12 protein-coding genes and 1 tRNA gene are annotated in these 17,559 nt (G+C 69.4%); 3 read left to right on the top strand and 10 right to left on the bottom strand.

What is annotated here, in order from left to right:
* Window positions 1-41: 41 nt before the first annotated feature.
* Window positions 42-536, top strand: coding sequence for a hotdog fold thioesterase (locus ISG29_RS03170; RefSeq protein WP_194501869.1), 495 nt, complete (start codon window positions 42-44; stop codon window positions 534-536).
* Window positions 537-551: 15 nt separating this feature from the next.
* On the opposite strand, the gene ISG29_RS03165 is transcribed toward ISG29_RS03170, so the two are convergent.
* Window positions 552-1,124 carry a GNAT family N-acetyltransferase gene (locus ISG29_RS03165; RefSeq protein WP_194501868.1) on the bottom strand — a complete coding sequence of 191 codons (573 nt, stop codon included), beginning with the start codon at window positions 1,122-1,124 and terminating at the stop codon, window positions 552-554.
* 294 nt (window positions 1,125-1,418) lie between these two features.
* Here ISG29_RS03165 and ISG29_RS03160 point away from each other — a divergent pair, with 294 nt between their 5' ends.
* Window positions 1,419-2,774 carry an ABC transporter substrate-binding protein gene (locus tag ISG29_RS03160; RefSeq protein ID WP_207792651.1) on the top strand — a complete coding sequence of 452 codons (1,356 nt, stop codon included), beginning with the start codon at window positions 1,419-1,421 and terminating at the stop codon, window positions 2,772-2,774.
* Between the two features lie 178 nt (window positions 2,775-2,952).
* On the opposite strand, the gene ISG29_RS03155 is transcribed toward ISG29_RS03160, so the two are convergent.
* From ISG29_RS03155 to ISG29_RS03135, 5 genes are all read right to left on the bottom strand, one after another.
* Window positions 2,953-3,726 (bottom strand): ABC transporter ATP-binding protein, encoded by a 774-nt coding sequence (locus tag ISG29_RS03155; RefSeq protein WP_194501867.1) that lies wholly within the window; start codon window positions 3,724-3,726, stop codon window positions 2,953-2,955.
* Window positions 3,723-4,691 (bottom strand): ABC transporter ATP-binding protein, encoded by a 969-nt coding sequence (locus ISG29_RS03150; protein WP_194501866.1) that lies wholly within the window; start codon window positions 4,689-4,691, stop codon window positions 3,723-3,725. The genes ISG29_RS03155 and ISG29_RS03150 overlap by 4 nt, the downstream gene beginning before the upstream one ends.
* A complete protein-coding gene (locus tag ISG29_RS03145) occupies window positions 4,684-5,895 on the bottom strand; it encodes a branched-chain amino acid ABC transporter permease (protein ID WP_194501865.1) in 1,212 nt (403 codons plus the stop codon). Before ISG29_RS03145 ends, ISG29_RS03150 begins: the two co-directional genes overlap by 8 nt.
* Window positions 5,896-5,910: 15 nt before the next feature.
* Window positions 5,911-7,293, bottom strand: a complete 1,383-nt coding sequence (locus ISG29_RS03140) for an ABC transporter permease subunit (protein ID WP_207792650.1) — start codon at window positions 7,291-7,293, stop codon at window positions 5,911-5,913.
* Window positions 7,294-7,478: 185 nt separating this feature from the next.
* Window positions 7,479-8,117: an ANTAR domain-containing response regulator gene (locus ISG29_RS03135; protein WP_407940138.1), complete on the bottom strand. Its 639-nt coding sequence runs from the start codon at window positions 8,115-8,117 to the stop codon at window positions 7,479-7,481.
* A 76-nt stretch (window positions 8,118-8,193) separates the two neighbouring features.
* Here ISG29_RS03135 and ISG29_RS03130 point away from each other — a divergent pair.
* Window positions 8,194-8,266: transfer RNA gene (locus ISG29_RS03130), tRNA-Leu, on the top strand.
* A gap of 9 nt (window positions 8,267-8,275) precedes the next feature.
* Here ISG29_RS03130 and pyk read toward each other — a convergent pair.
* The 4 genes from pyk to lgt all read right to left on the bottom strand — a co-directional run bounded on the left by pyk (window position 8,276) and on the right by lgt (window position 17,547).
* Entirely contained in the window at window positions 8,276-9,736 is a 1,461-nt protein-coding gene (gene pyk / locus ISG29_RS03125; RefSeq protein ID WP_194501864.1) for a pyruvate kinase, read from the bottom strand.
* Window positions 9,737-10,318: 582 nt separating this feature from the next.
* Window positions 10,319-11,785 carry a glutamate synthase subunit beta gene (locus tag ISG29_RS03120; RefSeq protein ID WP_194501863.1) on the bottom strand — a complete coding sequence of 489 codons (1,467 nt, stop codon included), beginning with the start codon at window positions 11,783-11,785 and terminating at the stop codon, window positions 10,319-10,321.
* A gap of 47 nt (window positions 11,786-11,832) precedes the next feature.
* Window positions 11,833-16,392, bottom strand: a complete 4,560-nt coding sequence (gene gltB / locus ISG29_RS03115) for a glutamate synthase large subunit (RefSeq protein ID WP_328827754.1) — start codon at window positions 16,390-16,392, stop codon at window positions 11,833-11,835.
* Between the two features lie 189 nt (window positions 16,393-16,581).
* Entirely contained in the window at window positions 16,582-17,547 is a 966-nt protein-coding gene (lgt, locus tag ISG29_RS03110) for a prolipoprotein diacylglyceryl transferase (protein WP_328827751.1), read from the bottom strand.
* Between the last annotated feature and the right edge of the window lie 12 nt (window positions 17,548-17,559).

The raw sequence follows: 17,559 nt of genomic DNA, 5'->3' as shown, positions 1-17,559 counted from the left end.
CCACTGACACCCGCCCGGGGCGCCTGGCTACTGTCGGCCCCATGAGTGACGTCTCCTCGACCGACCCGTCGTCCGACCCGTCGTCCGACCCGTCGTCCGGCCCGTCATCCGACCCGGCGCCGGAGAAGGTGTTGGCCGCGATGCGCGCGAACATGGGTGGCCTCAACGAGCGGCTCGGCGTCGACCTGATCGAGGTGAGCACCGAGCGCGTCGTGGCGACCATGCCGGTCGACGGCAACACCCAGCCCTACGGCCTGCTGCACGGCGGCGCCTCGATCGCGCTGGCCGAGACCCTGGGATCGGTCGGGTCGGCCCTGCACGCCGCACCAGACCGGCTCGCGGTCGGCATCGACGTCAACGCCACACACCACCGCTCCGCCACCTCGGGCATCGTCACCGGGGTCGCGACCCCGGCCCACCTGGGTCGCACCAGCGCCACCTGGGAGGTGGTGGTGAGCGACGAGCGTGGCAAGCGGCTGTGCACCGCGCGCATCACGTGCGCGCTGATCCCCCGGGAGCGCCTCGGGGGCGGTTGAGCCACCGCCCGGCGGTCAGCCGTCGGCGCGGGTCCGGCGCTGACGCAGCGTACGGCGAGCCGCCAGCTGGGCGCCGCGTCGGTGCTGACCGCGCTCGGACGTCGGCAGCTGCGAGGCCGCCTTCTGGCGCACACTGTGGGTGCTCGCACCACGCAGCATGATGTAGGGCGAGAGCCCCAGCCGGGCGAGGAAGCGGTTGGCCTCCCGCGCGCCCGCCGTGGCACCGGAGAGCACCACCCCGACGCCGCTCTCCTCGGCGAAGTCGGCCGCCGCCTCGACGAGGTGGCGACCCACACCGTGGCGACGGTGGGCGGGCAGCACGTGCGGCGCCCACGCCTGCACCGACAACTCGGGGTTCAGCGGGCTGAGCGGGGCGATGCGCAGCAGCACCGCACCGGCAGGCACGCCGTCGACATCGGCGACGACGACTCGCTGGTCGGTCGATTCGGCGCTGTCCTTGAGCACGAGTTCGAGGTCGATGCGCTGGTCCTGGCCGTCGCAGCGGCGCAGCATCTCGCTCCAGAGACCGAGCAGGAAGTCGAGGTCGTCGGGGCGAGCTGTACGCAACGTCACGTGCGGTCGTGCCATGCGACGCCTCCTTCCCACCCGGTGAGGCCGCGGACCGTCGCGGCGCGGGCCCGGAAGCAGAAGGCTACGCCCTCGCCGCTCACGTCGTCAGGGGGCTGTCCGGCAGCGTCGACCGGTGGCGGGTGCGCGGCAGCCGCGTAACTTTTCGATCACGACGAGGTGCCGTCCGGTTCGGGGCCCCCTCTGCGGCCTACGGTGACGGTGCTGTGCCTCGACGCCGCCCGTGAGACTCGGGGTCGGCCGGGCGGATTCGGGGAACGACGGTGCTCATCACACGAGAGAAAGGTTCACGACGTGAATCGATCCACCACTGCCAGCTGGATGCGGGTGCTCGCCGGCACCGCCGCACTCGGCCTCGCGCTCACCGCCTGCGGTTCTGACGACTCCAACTCGGCGTCCGACGACACCAGCCCGTCCACCTCGGAGTCCGGCTCGACCTCGGCCACCGACTACACCAACGACGAGTGCAAGACCGGCGCGGATGTCAGCGACACCTTCATCGCCGGCGGCGTCTTGCCGCTCACCGGAAACCTGGCGTTCCTCGGCCCGCCCGAGGTCGCGGGCGTCGGGCTGGCCGTCTCCGACATCAACGCCGCCGGCGGCGTGGACGGCGCCGACGCGTGCACCGACATCCGGGACTCCGGCGACTCCACCGACATGTCGGTGAGCACGGCTTCGGCCCGCGGCCTGGTCAAGTCCGGTGCGTCGGTCGTCATCGGTGCGGCGTCCTCGAGCGTCTCGCTGAACTTCGTCGACGCGCTGACCGACGCGAAGATCACCCAGGTCTCCCCCGCGAACACCGCGGTGTCGCTGTCGGGCTACTCGCCCTACTACTTCCGCACCGCTCCGCCGGACACCATCCAGGGCAACGCGCTCGGCTCGCTGATCAGCAGCGACGGGTACAAGAAGATCGCCTTCCTGGTGTTCTCCGACACCTACGGCACGGGTCTGCGTGACGTCGTCCAGAAGACGGTCGAGGCCGCCGGCGGCTCCTGCACCTACGGCTGCAAGGGCGACGGCGACGAGTTCCCCGCGGGCAACACGACCTTCTCCTCGGAGGTCACCGCCGCGGTGAACACCAACCCCGACGCCATCGTCATCCTCGCCTTCGACGAGACCAAGGCGATCGTGCCCGAGCTGGTCTCCGCCGGCTGGGACATGAAGGCCACCTACTACTCCGACGGCAACACGGCCGACTACTCCAAGGACTTCCCGAAGGGCACGCTCGACGGCGCCCAGGGCACCATCCCCGGAGCCGACGCCTCGAAGGAGTTCAAGGACCGCCTCAACGGCTGGAACGAGTTCGCCAACAACAAGGCCCTGACCGACTACGCCTACGGTGCTGAGTCCTACGACGCGACCATCCTCGCGGCCCTGGCGGCCTACAAGGGTGGCTCGACCGACTCCGAGACGGTGCAGAAGAACTTCGCCGCCGTCTCGGGCGCGACCGACGGCGAGGAGTGCACGAGCTACGCCGACTGCGTGAAGCTCCTCGACGACGGCCAGGACATCCACTACAAGGGCCCGTCGGGCATCGGCCCGATCGACGACGAGAACGACCCGTCCTCGGCGTTCGTGGGCATCTACACCTTCGACGAGAACAACAAGCCGGTGCTGACCTCCACCGTCGAGGGCTCGAAGTCGGAGTGATCCGACACCCCTGACGGCGCAGCAGCGTCACCAGCGCGAGGGCCCCGGACCGTACGGTCCGGGGCCCTCGTGCGTGTCGAGGCGAGCCGGCCCGTGACGCCAGCACGGACGACGAAGGCCGCGCAGGCGTGCCGTCCGAGGATGGACGGCGCCGGCGCGGCCTGGAGTCGGCTGCGGGCTACTTCGTGAGGTCGGTGCGCTGGGAGTCGACGTCCTCGGCGAGGGTGCCGAGGTAGAGCTCGATGACGCGCGGGTCGTCGGCCAGCTCGCGGCCAGCGCCGGTGTAGGCGTCCTTGCCCTGGTCGAGGACGTAGCCGCGGTCGCAGATCTGGAGGCAGCGACGGGCGTTCTGCTCGACCATCACGACGCTGACGCCGGTCTTGTTGATCTTGCGAGTGCGGATGAAGGTCTCGTCCTGACGCACTGGCGAGAGGCCGGCCGACGGCTCGTCGAGCAGCAGGACCGACGGCTCCATCATCAGTGCCCTAGCCATGGCGAGGGATTGCCGCTCACCGCCCGAGAGCGCCCCCGCCGAGCGGTCCTTGCGCTCGTGCAGGTTGCCGAACAGGTCGTACATCGCGTCGAGCCGCTGGCGCAGCTTCTTGGGCCGCAGGAAGAGACCCATCCGCAGGTTCTCCTCGACCGAGAGCGACGGGAAGACGTTGTTGGTCTGCGGGACGAACCCGACGCCCATCTCGACCAGCTTGTTGGTGCGCATGTTCGTGATGTCGGAGCCCCCGAGGCTCACGGTGCCCTCGTGGATGGTGACCAGGCCGAACATGGCCTTGAGCAGCGTGGACTTGCCGGCACCGTTGGGGCCGATGATGCCGACGATCTCGCCCTCGTGGGCGGTGAGGCTGCACCCGTTGAGGATGTTCACGCCGGGCAGGTAGCCCGCGACCACGTTGTCGACGTGGATCAGGGGTGTGCCCTCGGTCTTCGAGCCGCTCACTGGCCCTCCTCCTCGCGCTGGTGCTCCTCGGCCGCCGCCTCCCGCTCGAGACTGTCGTCCTCGAGCAGGGCATCGTCGCCCAGGTCGGTGTCGTGGTGGGCGCCGAGATAGGCGTCGACGACGGCCGGGTCCGACATCACGGTGTCGGCCGGCCCCTCGGCGACCACGCGGCCCTCGGCCATGACGACGACCCAGTCGGAGATGTGCCGCACCACGTGCATGTCGTGCTCGACGAAGAGCACGGTCATGCCGTCGTCGCGCAGCGACTGCACGTGCCCGAGCAGCGATTGCGTCAGCGCCGGGTTCACGCCGGCCATCGGCTCGTCGAGCATGATCATGGTCGGGTCGGTCATCAGCGCCCGCGCCATCTCGAGCAGCTTGCGCTGACCGCCTGAGAGCGATCCGGCGTAGTCGTCCTTCTTCTCCAGCAGCTTGAACCGCTCGAGCAGGCCGAGCGCCTTCTCGGAGACCTGACCCTCCTGGCCGCGCCACAGCGGCCGGAACATCGAGGCGGTCAGTCGCTCACCGGACTGGCCCTGGGCGCCGAGCATCATGTTGTCCATCACCGTCATGCGGTTCAGCGACTTGGTGAGCTGGAAGGTGCGGACCATGCCCGACTTCGCGACGCTCGAGGCCGAGGTGCGGCCGAGTTCCTTGCCGTTGAACGACCACCGAGCGCCCTTGCCGGCGGAGGTGGGCTTGTCGAAGCCGGTGATGAGGTTGAAGAAGGTTGTCTTGCCGGCGCCGTTGGGCCCGATGAGCGCGGTGATGATGCCGCGCTGCACCTCGAGGTGCTCCACGTTCACGGCCGTCACGCCGCCGAACTGACGGGTGATGGTGTCGACGGAGAGGATGGCGTCGGGCTTGGCGGAGCCGGGCGTGCGGTCGACGTCGGCCATCAGACTGCGCCGGGCGGCGGGGTCGGCCAGGCCGCCCCCCGAGGTGATCGTGGCGGACTCAGACATGGAATCTCAGCTCCCTCTTGTTGCCCAGGATGCCTTGCGGTCTGAAGATCACGATCAACATGAGGATCACGCCGACCACGACGAAGCTGAACGCCTGCGCCTGGTTGTCGCTCAGGATGCTGTTCGGCACGTAGGTGCGCGCGGCCTCACGAATCAGGATGCGGGCGCTGTAGAAGATCACGGTGCCGAGCACTGGCCCGAAGATCGAGGCGGCGCCTCCGATGAGCAACGCGGTGTAGGCGAAGAACGTGATCTGACGACCGAGCGAGTCGGCCTGCACCGAACTGGCGAGGACGTAGACCATGCCGCCCAGCGCCCCGAAGAGACCGCCGATGATGAGCGCCTGCATCTTCACGGCGAACACGTTCTTGCCCAGGCTGCGCATGGCCTCCTCGTCTTCGCGGATGCCGCGCAGCAGACGACCCCACGGGCTGCGGACCAGCAGCAGCACCACGATGGTCGACACGGCGACGAGGGTCCAGGCCACGGCCCGCACCCACCAACCGTCGGTCTGGGTGCGGCTCATCGTCTGGGGGAACACGAACAGCAGCGTGGCGACGCTGAGCACCACCAGCACGGCGACGACCAGCCGGTCGGTCCACGAGCGCGCCGCCGCTGCACGGCGCGCACGCACGAAGAACACGGTGCCGACGACCAGGGCGAGGAAGACCAGCAGGCCCAGTACGCGTACGGCCGTCGAGCCGCCCAGGCTGGTGTAGTTGAACGGAGACAGTGTCCACGCGCCGTCGCCGAAGAACGAGATGCTCTTGAACGGTGTGGTGAAGGTGCTGCTGGTGATGCCCTGGGAACCGCCGGTGAAGTCGGTGCCCTTCTTGCACCAGCTCCACTCACACTTCTCGAACTGGGCCAGCCGCCCGACGTACCTGATGATCTCTGCGGCCGAGATCGTGACGATGGCGAGGTAGTCGCCTCGTAGCTTCAGGGTGGGTGCACCCAGGATCGTCGCGAACAGGATCGCCAGGCCCAGCCCGATCAGGACGGCGAAGAACATGGGCACGCCCTGCACGACCGAGATGGCCATGCCGTAGGCCCCGAGCAGCATGAAGCCGGCCTGGCCGATGTTGAGCAGACCCGTGAATCCGAAGTGCAGGTTCAAGCCGATGACGGCGATGGCGACGCCTGCCGTGGCAGGCGCGATGGCCTCGCTCACGGTGGCGTTGAGGATGGCGAAGATCTGGTCCATGTCTGTGTCCTCCCTCTAACCGACCCGCACCGCGCGGCCGAGCAGGCCCTGGGGCCTGACCAGCAGCAGCAGGATGAGGATGGCCAGCGCCACGGCGTACTTGAGGTCGCCCGGCGCACCCAGTGGCCCGGCGAGCTCGACGACGAGCCCGATGATGATCGCTCCGACGAAGGCGCCGAAGGCGGTGCCGAGCCCGCCGAGGGTCACTGCGGCGAAGAGCAGGAGCAGGATCTGCATGCCGGTGTCCCAGCGGATGCCGTTGGAGACCACGAGTGCGTAGAGGATGCCGCCGAGGCCGGCCAGGCCGGCGGCGACGGTCCAGACCCCGCGCACGATGCGGTCGACGTCGATGCCGGACGCCGCCGCGAGCGCGGGGTTGTCCGAGACGGCCCGCGTCGCCTGGCCGACGCGCGTGTAGATCAGCACGTAGCCGACGAGGCCGACCGCGACCAGCGAGATCGCCATGGCGACCAGCGAGAGCTTCGTCAAAGTGATCGGGCCGAGCGTGAACACGTCGAGGTTCTCGACGACGACCTTCTGCTGGGAGGCTCCGACGAACATCTGGAAGCAGTACTGCGCCGCCAGGGAGAGGCCGATGGTCACGATCATCATCTGGGTCAGGCCGAGTCCGCGACGACGCAGCGGCTTCCAGATCACCATGTCCTGGAGGAAGCCGCTGCCGGCACAGACCAGGGTGACGATGACGACGCCCAACCAGAGATTCAGGCCGAGCACGTTGCAGAAGAGGTAGCCCATCATGCCGCCGAGGGTGACCTGCTCGGCGTGGGCGAAGTTGGAGAGCCCGGTGGTGCCGTAGATCAGCGAGAGGCCGATGGAGGCGAGCGCGAGGAGGAGCCCGAGTCGCAGGCCCTGCGCGATGCTCTGCACGATCTCGCTGCCGAAACCCTTGCCGCCGGACTGGTAGTCCTTGTTGCGGACCTCGAGGGCCGGCGAGGTCAGCTTGCCGAGTTTGGCGTTGACCTTGATGGATCCGTCGGGCCCCTGGAACTTCGCGGCCGGCGGGATGATCTCGAGATCATCGGGCAGCGACTCGGGGTCGACCCGCAGGTAGTAGGCGCCGGCCTCCTTGACCTCGAAGCTGAACTTGCCGTCGGCCTCGGTGGTGATCTTGTCGATCTCCGTGCCGTCCTTGTCGAGCAGGCTGACGTCGGCCCCCTCGACGGGAGTGGTTCGGTTGCCGACGGTGCCGCTGATACAACCCGAGACGTTCGGCTGCGGCAGGCAGAGCGTGGCGACAGCGTCGGCTCGCGTCGTGGTGACGCTGAGGATCGACACCAGTGAGGCGAGCACGAGACCCACCATCGCCAGCAGTGCGGCCAACAGCCCGGCGTAGGTCGTGGGCCTCCACGACGTCGCCGACCGGGCAAGTGGGATCACGCTGGGTCTCCTTCCACGGGCGGGCCCGCGAGGTTCTCGGGGCCGTGGCCGTCGTGAGTGTAGAACCGGAATCGCCTCACCCAACCACAACCGACGCCGACGTGTCGCGCGCCGCGGCGGACCTTAACGCCCTGGTTACGAGACCGTTGTCGACGAGGTCAGCGGACGTTACTCCCGGCAGACGCTCAGCCGCGGAGGCCGGCGCCGTGCTCGATGACGCCCTCCGCGACCTGCTTCATCGACAGCCGCAGATCCATGGCGGTCTTCTGGATCCAGCGGAAGGCCTCGGGCTCGCTCAGCGTGAGCTGCTCTTGGAGCACCCCCTTCGCGCGGTCGAGCACCTTGCGCGTCTCGAGCTTGTCGAGGAGCCCCTCGAGCTCCTTCTCGACTCGGCTCTGGTCGGCGAAGCGCCGGACGGCGAGCTCGATGGTCGGCACCAGATCGGACTGGGTGAACGGCTTGACCAGGTAGGCCATCGCACCGGCCTCGGCGGCCCGGTCGACGAGCTCGCGCTGTGAGAACGCAGTGAGGACGATGACCGGCGCGATGCGCTGCTTGGCGATCGCCTCGGCCGCGGCGATGCCGTCGAGCACGGGCATCTTCACGTCGACGATGACCAGATCGGGCCGGTGCTGCTCGGCCAGGGCGATGGCCTGCTGGCCGTCACCGGCCTGACCGACCACCTCGTAGCCCTCGTCGGCGAGCATCTCGGCGAGATCCATCCGGATCAGAACCTCGTCCTCGGCGATCACCACCGTACGGGGCTCGGTGCCGGCCTGGGGACTCGCGGAGGACGGCGCTGTCCTCGGTGCTGCCTCGTTCACGATCCGAAGCGTAGGCCAACGAGTGGACCGGGGCGACGCCGCGGTGGGCTCATCGGGTAGTTTCTCCGGCGGCTGCGCCTCGGTAGTCCAACGGCAGAGACACGGTGCTCAAACCACCGCCAGTGTGGGTTCGAATCCCACCCGAGGCACCCACGAGCTCAGCGGCGTCGATAGGCGGGAGCGACCTCGTTGATGGCGTCGCCGAGCCGGTGGATGCGCAGGGCGTTGGTGGAGCCGGGGATGCCGGGCGGCGACCCGGCGATGATGACGACCAGATCGCCCTCGCTCACGCGTCCGATACGCAGCAGCTGCTCGTCGACCTGGCGCACCATCTCGTCGGTGTGCTCGACCTCGTCGGTCTTGAAGGTCTCCACTCCCCAGCTCAACGAGAGCTGCGAGCGCACCTTGTCCTCAGGGGTGAACGCGAGCACGGGGATGGCGCCGCGCAGGCGCGACATCCGGCGCGCCGAGTCACCGGACTGGGTGAAGGCGACGACGTACTTCGCCTCCACCCGCTCGGCCACCTCGCCCGCGGCCTTGGCGATCACGCCGGACTTGGTGTGGGGATCCCAGTCGATCTCCGCCAGCCCGGCGTTGCTCGGCTCCGCGAGCGCGTGCTCCTCGGTGGAGTCGATGATCCGGGCCATCGTCTCGACGCAGTGCACGGGGTACTCCCCTACGCTGGTCTCGCCCGAGAGCATCACCGCGTCGGCCCCGTCGAGGACGGCGTTCGCGACGTCCGAGGTCTCCGCGCGGGTCGGCTGGGGGTTGCCGATCATCGACTCGAGCATCTGCGTCGCCACGATCACCGGCTTGGCGTTGAGCCGGGCCTTGCGGATCACCTGCTTCTGCAAGAAGGGCACCTCCTCGAGCGGACACTCCACGCCGAGATCCCCGCGCGCGACCATGAAGCCGTCGAAGGCGGCGATCACCTCGTCGAGGTTCTCGATGGCCTGCGGTTTCTCGATCTTCGCGATGACCGGCACCAGCACACCGACCTCGCGCATGATGCGGCGCACGTCCTCGGCGTCGCGCGCGTCGCGCACGAAGGACAACGCGATGAAGTCGACCGAGAGGGAGAGAGCGAAGCGCAGGTCGGCCTCGTCCTTCTCCGAGAGCGCCGGCACCGAGACGGCCACTCCGGGAAGGTTGATGCCCTTGTGGTCGCTGACCCGGCCGCCGACCAGCACCTCGCAGACGACGTCGTCGTCGGAGACCTGCTCGACCCGCAGACGCACCTTGCCGTCGTCGATGAGGATCGGGTCACCGACACCGACGTCACCCGGCAGTCCGGAGTAGGTCGTGCTGGCGCACTCGGCGTCGCCGGGCACGTCGCGGGTGGTGATGGTCCAGCGCTGGCCGCGGCGCAACTGGGCAGAGCCTTCGGCGAAGCTGCCGAGCCGGATCTTGGGGCCCTGGAGGTCGGCGAAGATGCCGACGCCGTGGCCGCTCGCGTCGGCGGCCTCGCGCACCAACCGGTAGGTCTCGGCGTGCACCTCGTGGCTGCCGTGGCTCATGTTGAGCCGCGCGACGTCCATGCCGGCGTAGACGAGCTCGCGGATCCGCCTCGCCGAGGAGGTGGCCGGGCCCAGGGTGCACACGATCTTCGCTCTCCGCACGGGCCTACCCTAGCGAGCGGTTGGATCGTTACAAGCGAACAGTTGGTGGTTGAGCCGGGCGAGGCTCCGCACCCTCCGGTGGTTGAGCCGGGCGAGGCTCCGCACCCTCCGGTGGTTGAGCCGGGCGAGGCGCTAGCCGAGTCCCGTGTCGAAACCCCGCGAGGTGCCACGCACGCTCCGGTGGTTGAGCCGGGCGAGGCGCTAGCCGAGTCCCGTGTCGAAACCCGGCGAGGTGCCACGCACCGTCCGGTGGTTGAGCCGGGCGAGGCGCTAGCCGAGTCCCGTGTCGAAACCCGGCGAGGTGCCAAGCAGCCTTGCTCTCAGGGGTGCCGGGCGAGGCTCCGCACCGTCCGGTGGTTGAGCCGGGCGAGGCGCTAGCCGAGTCCCGTGTCGAAACCCGGCGAGGCGATCGGCAGCGCTGCCTTCACAGTTGCTGGGTTTCGACGCGCTCGTCGCTGGCGCTCCTCGCGGCTCAACCACCGGCGGGGGCGCTCGTCGATTTCGACACGCCTTCGCCTTCGGCATCCGGCGGCTCAATCCACCGGCTGGCGCTCCTCACGGCTCAACCACCGAGATGTGGCGTCAGACGACGAGCGGACGGTCCGTCGGCCTGATCGGGGACGGCAGGGCGGTCTCACCGGTGAGGTAGGCGTCGACGGACGCCGCGGCGGCGCGCCCCTCGGCGATCGCCCACACGATGAGCGACTGGCCGCGACCGGCGTCGCCGGCCACGAACACGCCGGGCGTGGAGGTCATGTAGCTGCCGTCGCGCTTGATGTTGCCGCGCTCGTCGAGGTCGACACCCAGCTGCTCCACCGGCCCCGGCTTCTCCGGGCCGAGGAAGCCCATGGCGAAGAGCACCAGCTGGGCGGGGATCTCGCGCTCGGTGCCCTGGATCTCGGTGAGCTTGCCGTCGACGAACTCGACCTCGACGAGCGCCAGGGCCCGCACGTTGCCGTCGTCGTCGCCCAGGAACTCCTTGGTCGAGACGGAGTAGACCCGCTCGCCGTTCTCCTCGTGCGCCGAGGAGACCCGGTAGGTCATGGGGTAGGTCGGCCACGGCTGCGCGTCGGGTCGCGCCTCAGGGGGCAGCGGCATGATCTCCAGCTGCGTCACCGAACGAGCGCCCTGACGGGTCGAGGTGCCCAGGCAGTCGGCACCGGTGTCGCCGCCGCCGATGATCACGACGTCCTTGTCGGTGGCCAGGATCTGACCCTCGACCTCCTCGCCGAGCGAGGTGCGGTTGGCCTGCGGCAGGAAGTCCATGGCCTGGTGGATGCCCCCCAGCTCGCGCCCGGTCGCGGGTAGGTCGCGCGGCTCGGTGGCACCCATGGCCAGGACGACGGCGTCGTAGCGCTCGGTGAGCTTCTCACCGGTCAGCTCCTCGCCCACGTTCACCCCGGGGCGGAAGACGGTGCCCTCGCGGCGCATCTGGTCCAGACGCCGGTCGAGGTGCTTCTTCTCCATCTTGAACTCGGGGATGCCGTAGCGCAGCAGGCCACCGATCTTGTCGGCACGTTCGTAGACGGCGACCGTGTGGCCGGCGCGGGTGAGCTGCTGGGCGACCGCGAGGCCGGCCGGGCCGGACCCGATCACGGCGACGGTACGACCCGAGAGCCACTCCGGCGGCTGGGGCCGCACGAAGCCGGACTCCCACGCCTTGTCGATGATCGAGACCTCGACGTTCTTGATCGTCACCGGATCCTGGTTGATGCCCAGCACGCACGCGGTCTCGCACGGAGCCGGACACAGGCGCCCGGTGAACTCCGGAAAGTTGTTGGTGGCGTGCAGGCGCTCGATCGCGCCCTCCCAGTCGTCGCGCCAGACCAGGTCGTTCCACTCCGGGATGATGTTGCCCAGTGGGCAGCCTTGGTGGCAGAACGGGATGCCGCAGTCCATGCAACGCCCGGCCTGCGGCGTGATGATCGGCAGCAGCGCGTGGCCGATGCCGTCGGGGTAGACCTCGTTCCAGTCCTGGATGCGCTCCTCGACCGGACGACGGACCGCGACCTCGCGCCCCTCCTTCAAGAATCCCTTGGGGTCAGCCATGTCGTGCCTCCTGCGTCACGTCGTTCCTCTGCACCGAACAGATGAGCTCAGCCATGGAGGGCCTCCATCATCGCGTGGGCGGTCTCGTTCTCGTCGAGGCCGGCGGCCTCGGCCTTGGCCTTGGCCTCGAGCACGATCCGGAAGTCGCGCGGCATGACCTCGGTGAAGCGTTCGAGTGCGGCCGGCCAATTGGCGAGCAGCTGCTCGGCGACCTCGGAGCCGGTCTCCTCGAAGTGCGCGCGCACCATGGATTCGAGCTCGACCGCGGCGTCGTCCTTGACCGCACCGAGCTCGACGAGCTCGGAGTTGACCCGGAAGCTCTTGAGGTCGAGCACCCAGGCGATGCCTCCCGACATGCCGGCACCGAAGTTGCGGCCGGTCTTGCCGAGCACCGCGAGGCGTCCGCCGGTCATGTACTCGGCCGCGTGGTCACCCACACCCTCGGTGACGACCCAGGCCCCGGAGTTGCGCACGCAGCACCGCTCCCCCACGCCGCCGCGGATGAAGACGTTGCCCGAGGTGGCGCCGTAGGCGAGCGTGTTGCCGGCGATGATCTGCTCGTTGCTCTTGAACGGCGCCGAGCGGTCGGGCCGCACCACGATGCGCCCACCCGAGAGCCCCTTGCCGACGTAGTCGTTGGCGTCGCCCTCGAGCCGCAGCGTGATGCCGCTGGGCACGAAGGCGCCGAACGACTGGCCCGCCGAGCCCAGGAAGGTCAGGTCGATGGTGCCTTCGGGCAGGCCCTCGCCGCGGTAGCGCTTGGTGACCTCGTGGCCGAGGATCGTGCCGACCGTGCGGTTGACGTTGCGGATCGACAGCTGCGCCCGCACCGGCTCCCCCCGCTCCAGGGCCGGCTCGGCCAGCGGCACGAGCTCGGTGACGTCGAGCGACTTCTCCAGGCCGTGGTCCTGGCTCTTCGTGCAGTAGACGTCCTGACCCGGGAAGGCCGAGACGTCGGGCTGGTGGAGGATCGGCGTGAGGTCGAGGCCGTGCGCCTTCCAGTGGTCCACCGCCGGCTCGACGTCGAGACTGCCGACCTGACCGATCGCCTCCTCGATGCTGCGGAACCCGAGCTCGGCCAGGTACTCGCGCACCTCCTCGGCGATGTAGGTGAAGAAGTTGACGACGTACTCGGCCTTGCCGGAGTACCGCTCGCGCAGCACCGGGTTCTGCGTGGCCACGCCCACGGGGCAGGTGTCGAGGTGGCAGACCCGCATCATGATGCACCCGGACACCACCAGCGGCGCGGTGGCGAAGCCGAACTCCTCGGCGCCCAGCAGGGCGGCGATGACGACGTCGCGCCCGGTCTTGAGCTGACCGTCGGTCTGCACCACGATGCGGTCGCGCAGGCCGTTGAGCAGCAGCGTCTGCTGGGTCTCGGCCAGGCCGAGCTCCCACGGGCCGCCCGCGTGCTTGAGCGAGGTCAGCGGCGAGGCGCCGGTGCCGCCGTCGTGGCCGGAGATCAACACGACGTCGGCGTGCGCCTTCGACACTCCGGTGGCGACGGTTCCCACACCCACCTCGGAGACCAGCTTCACGTGCACCCGCGCCTGCGGGTTGGCGTTCTTCAGGTCGTGGATGAGCTGGGCGAGATCCTCGATCGAGTAGATGTCGTGGTGCGGCGGCGGAGAGATGAGGCCCACGCCGGGCGTGGAGTGCCGGGTCTTGGCCACCCACGGATACACCTTGTGACCCGGCAGCTGACCACCCTCGCCGGGCTTGGCGCCCTGCGCCATCTTGATCTGGATGTCGTCGGAGTTCGTGAGGTACTCCGAGGTGACGCCGAACCGGCCGCTGGCGACCTGCTTGATCGCGCTGCGCCGCTCGGGGTCGTAGAGGCGGTCGGGATCCTCGCCACCCTCGCCGGTGTTGGACTTCGCGCCCAGCCGGTTCATGGCGATGGCCAGCGTCTCGTGTGCCTCCCGGCTGATCGAGCCGTAGCTCATGGCACCGGTGGAGAAGCGCTTGACGATCTCGGAGACCGGCTCGACCTCGTCGATGTCGATCGGTGCCCGGCCGCTGCCCTCGGCGTCCTTGAAGCGGAACAGGCCGCGCAGGGTCATCAGCCGCTCGGACTGCTCGTCGACCCGCGAGGTGTACTGCTTGAAGATGTCGTACTTGCCGGCACGGGTGGAGTGCTGGAGCCGGAAGACGGTCTCGGGGTCGAAGAGGTGCGGCTCGCCCTCGCGGCGCCACTGGTACTCGCCGCCGATCTCGAGCTCGCGATGCGAGGGGCTGATGCCCCCGCGCGGGTAGGCGGTGCGGTGTCGGCGGGCGACCTCCTCGGCGATGACGTCGAGCCCGACGCCGCCGAGCTTGGAGGTGGTGCCGGTGAAGTACTGGTCGACGACCTCGGAGGAGAGGCCGACCGCCTCGAAGATCTGCGCGCCGGTGTAGGAGGCGACCGTGGAGACGCCGATCTTGCTCATCACCTTCAGCACGCCCTTGCCCAGCGCCTTGATCAGGTTCGCCACCGCGGCGTCGGCCTCGGCCTTGACGTAGTAGCGCTCGCGGGCGAGATCCTCGACCGACTCCATGGCCAGGTACGGGTTGACCGCGGCCGCGCCGTAGCCGACCAGCAGCGCCACGTGGTGCACCTCGCGCACGTCGCCGGCCTCGACGAGCAGACCGACCTGGGTACGGGTCTTCTCACGGACCAGGTGGTGGTGCACGGCCGCGGTGAGCAGCAGGGAGGGGATCGGCGCGAGCTCGGCGGTCGAGTGCCGGTCGGAGAGCACGATGATGCGCGCACCCTCGGCGATTGCGGCACTGACCTCGCCACAGATCTCGTCGATCTTGGCCGCCATCGCCTCGCCGCCGCCCTCGACGTCGTACAGCCCGCGCGAGACGTGCGTGACGAAGCCCGGCATGTCGCCGTCGCGGTTGATGTGGCGGATCTTGGCGAGGTCGTCATTGGAGATGACCGGGAACGGCAGGACGACCTGCCGGCACGACGCCGGGGTGGCCTCGAGCAGGTTCGACTCCGGCCCGATGGAGCCGTACAGCGAGGTGACGAGCTCCTCTCTGATGGCGTCGAGCGGCGGGTTGGTGACCTGGGCGAACAGCTGCGCGAAGTAGTCGAAGAGAAGCCGCGGCTTGTCCGACAGCGCCGCGATGGGGGTGTCGGTGCCCATCGAGCCGATCGGCTCGGCGCCGGTGTTGGCCATCGGCGTGAGGAGCACGCGCAGCTCCTCCTCGGTGTAGCCGAACACCTGCTGGCGCCGCGTCACCGACGCGTGGGTGTGCACGATGTGCTCGCGGTCGGGGATGTCGGCGAGGTGCACGCGCCCGGCATGCAGCCACTCGTCGTAGGGATGCTCCGCGGCGAGGCCGGACTTCACCTCCTCGTCCTCGATGATGCGGTGCTGCTCGGTGTCGACCAGGAACATGCGACCCGGCTGCAGGCGGCCCTTGCGCACGATGGAGGCCGGGTCGAGGTCGAGGACGCCGACCTCGGAGGCCAAGACGACGAGACCGTCGTCGGTGACCCAGTAGCGCGAGGGGCGCAGACCGTTGCGGTCGAGGACCGCGCCGATCTGGTCGCCGTCGGTGAACACGACGCAGGCGGGGCCGTCCCACGGCTCCATGACGCTGGCGTGGAACTCGTAGAAGGAGCGCCGCTTGGCGTCCATCTCGGTGTGGTTCTCCCACGCCTCGGGGATCATCATCAAGACCGCGTGCGGGAGCGAGCGGCCGCCCATGTGCAGCAGCTCGAGCACCTCGTCGAACGACGCGGAGTCCGAGGCGCCGGTGGTGCAGATCGGGAACAGCCGCTCGAGGTCGCCGGGGATGAGGTCTGAGGAGAGCAGGGCCTCGCGGGCGCGCATCCAGTTGCGGTTGCCCATGACGGTGTTGATCTCGCCGTTGTGGGCGATGAACCGGAACGGGTGCGAGAGCGGCCAGCTCGGGAAGGTGTTCGTCGAGAAGCGGGAGTGCACCACGGCCAGCGCGGAGGCGACGCGCTCGTCGAGCAGATCGGGGTAGAACCCGTCGAGCTGCTCGGTGGTGAGCATGCCCTTGTAGGCCAGGGTGCGCGAGGAGAGCGAAGGAAAGTAGACGTCGGTCTCGCGCTCGGCGCGCTTGCGCAGGCAGAAACTCATGCGCTCGAGCTGCATGCCGGTCACCCGCTGGCTCGCACCGGCGACGAAGAGCTGCCGGAAGGTGGGCATGACGCCCAGCGCGGTGGCACCCAGGATCGAGGAGTCGATCGGCACCTCGCGCCAGCCGAGCACGGCCAGACCCTCGTCGGCGGCGATCTGCTCGATGCGCGCGACCTGCTCGGCGACCTGGTCATCGTCGCCGGGCAGGAACGCCGTCCCGACGGCGTAGGAGTGCGGCGCCGGCAGCTCGAAGCCGAGCCCGGAGGTGACCTCACGCAGGAACGCGTCGGGCACCTGCATGAGGATGCCCGCGCCGTCGCCGGAGTTCGGCTCGGCGCCCGCGGCCCCTCGGTGGTCGAGGTTGCGCAGCGCGGTGAGCGCCTTGGCGACGATGTCGTGACTGGCCTCGCCGGTCAGGGTCGCGACGAAGGCCACACCGCACGCGTCGTGCTCGTGGCGGGGGTCGTAGAGCCCTTGGGGCGGCGGGAATGCGTGCGAGTAGGGCACTGGAGGATCTCCCGTCGTCGTGACCTGGACCGTTCCAGGAGCGTCCTCAGGACGGATCCGGGCATCGGTTCCAGGCATACGGTGGTGGCTTCGAGACCGGCTCGACATCGGTCGAGGGACGGTCAGCGAACCCGAGTGTGACTGTGCTCGTGGCAGGGACGACGTTGGCCCACGCGCTGAGCGTTGAGATTACCACCGGGTTTCGTGATCGCCTTCCTCGGCGTGGTCGGTCCGATCCCGCTGCGTTTCGTCGGGCTCGGCGCCGGACTCCGGGGGCTGTTCGACTCCTGCTGCGTTCTCGGCCAGTCGCGCCGGCGTGTACACGGCCTCCTCGCGCCCCGGACGACGGCGCAGCGACCACACGAAGAAGGCGGCCGCCGCGGCGAACATCACGATCGAGGTCCACACGTTGAACCGCAGGCCCCCCACGTCGGAGAGCTCCACGGTGTCGATGCGCAGGGTCTCGATCCAGCCGCGGCCGAGCGTGTAGAGCATCACGTAGAGCGCGAGGATGCGCCCGTGGCCGATGCGCCAGCGGCGGTCGGCCCAGATGAGCAGCGCGAAGACCGAGAGATCCCAGACCGACTCGTAGAGGAAGGTCGGGTGGAAGGTCGTCCCGGGCGAGAAGACCTCACCCTCGGGCCAGTTGCGGGGGTCGATCTCGAGTCCCCAGGGCAGATCGGTCGGCCTCCCGTAGAGCTCCTGGTTGAAGTAGTTGCCCCACCGCCCCAACGCCTGGGCGACGAGGACGCCGGGCGCGAGGGCGTCGAGCATCGGCATCAGCCGGATGCCGCGGCGACGCGCCCCGATGAGCACGCCCACGGCCCCGAGCGCCACCGCGCCCCAGATGCCGAGGCCGCCGCGCCAGAGGTAGAGCGCGGCCCACGGGTTCTTGCCCTCGCCGAAGTAGAGGTCGTGGTCGGTGGCCACGTGGTAGAGGCGAGCGCCGACGAGCCCGAAGGGCACGGCCCACACCGCGAGATCCTGGACCTCGCCGTAGGTGCCGCCCCGTGCCACCCAGCGGCGCTCGCCGATCCAGATCGCCGCGACGATGCCGGCGATGATGCACAGCGCGTAGGCACGCACCGGCACCGGTCCCAGGTGCCAGACACCCTGGCTCGGGCTCGGGATCGACAGCGGCAGCAGGTCGAGCACGGCGTACCTCGT

The organism is Nocardioides acrostichi (assembly GCF_015319165.1).
GTDB classification, from domain to species: domain Bacteria; phylum Actinomycetota; class Actinomycetes; order Propionibacteriales; family Nocardioidaceae; genus Nocardioides; species Nocardioides acrostichi.
Note: the sequence above shows the minus strand (reverse complement) of the source record. Positions and strands in the feature narration are given on the sequence as shown.

Coding starts and splice junctions, on each gene's coding strand:
- ISG29_RS03170 (WP_194501869.1), top strand. CDS start 42: ATGAGTGACGTCTCCTCGACCGACCCGTCGTCCGACCCGTCGTCCGAC.
- ISG29_RS03165 (WP_194501868.1), bottom strand. CDS start 1,124: ATGGCACGACCGCACGTGACGTTGCGTACAGCTCGCCCCGACGACCTC.
- ISG29_RS03150 (WP_194501866.1), bottom strand. CDS start 4,691: ATGTCTGAGTCCGCCACGATCACCTCGGGGGGCGGCCTGGCCGACCCC.
- ISG29_RS03145 (WP_194501865.1), bottom strand. CDS start 5,895: ATGGACCAGATCTTCGCCATCCTCAACGCCACCGTGAGCGAGGCCATC.
- ISG29_RS03120 (WP_194501863.1), bottom strand. CDS start 11,785: ATGGCTGACCCCAAGGGATTCTTGAAGGAGGGGCGCGAGGTCGCGGTC.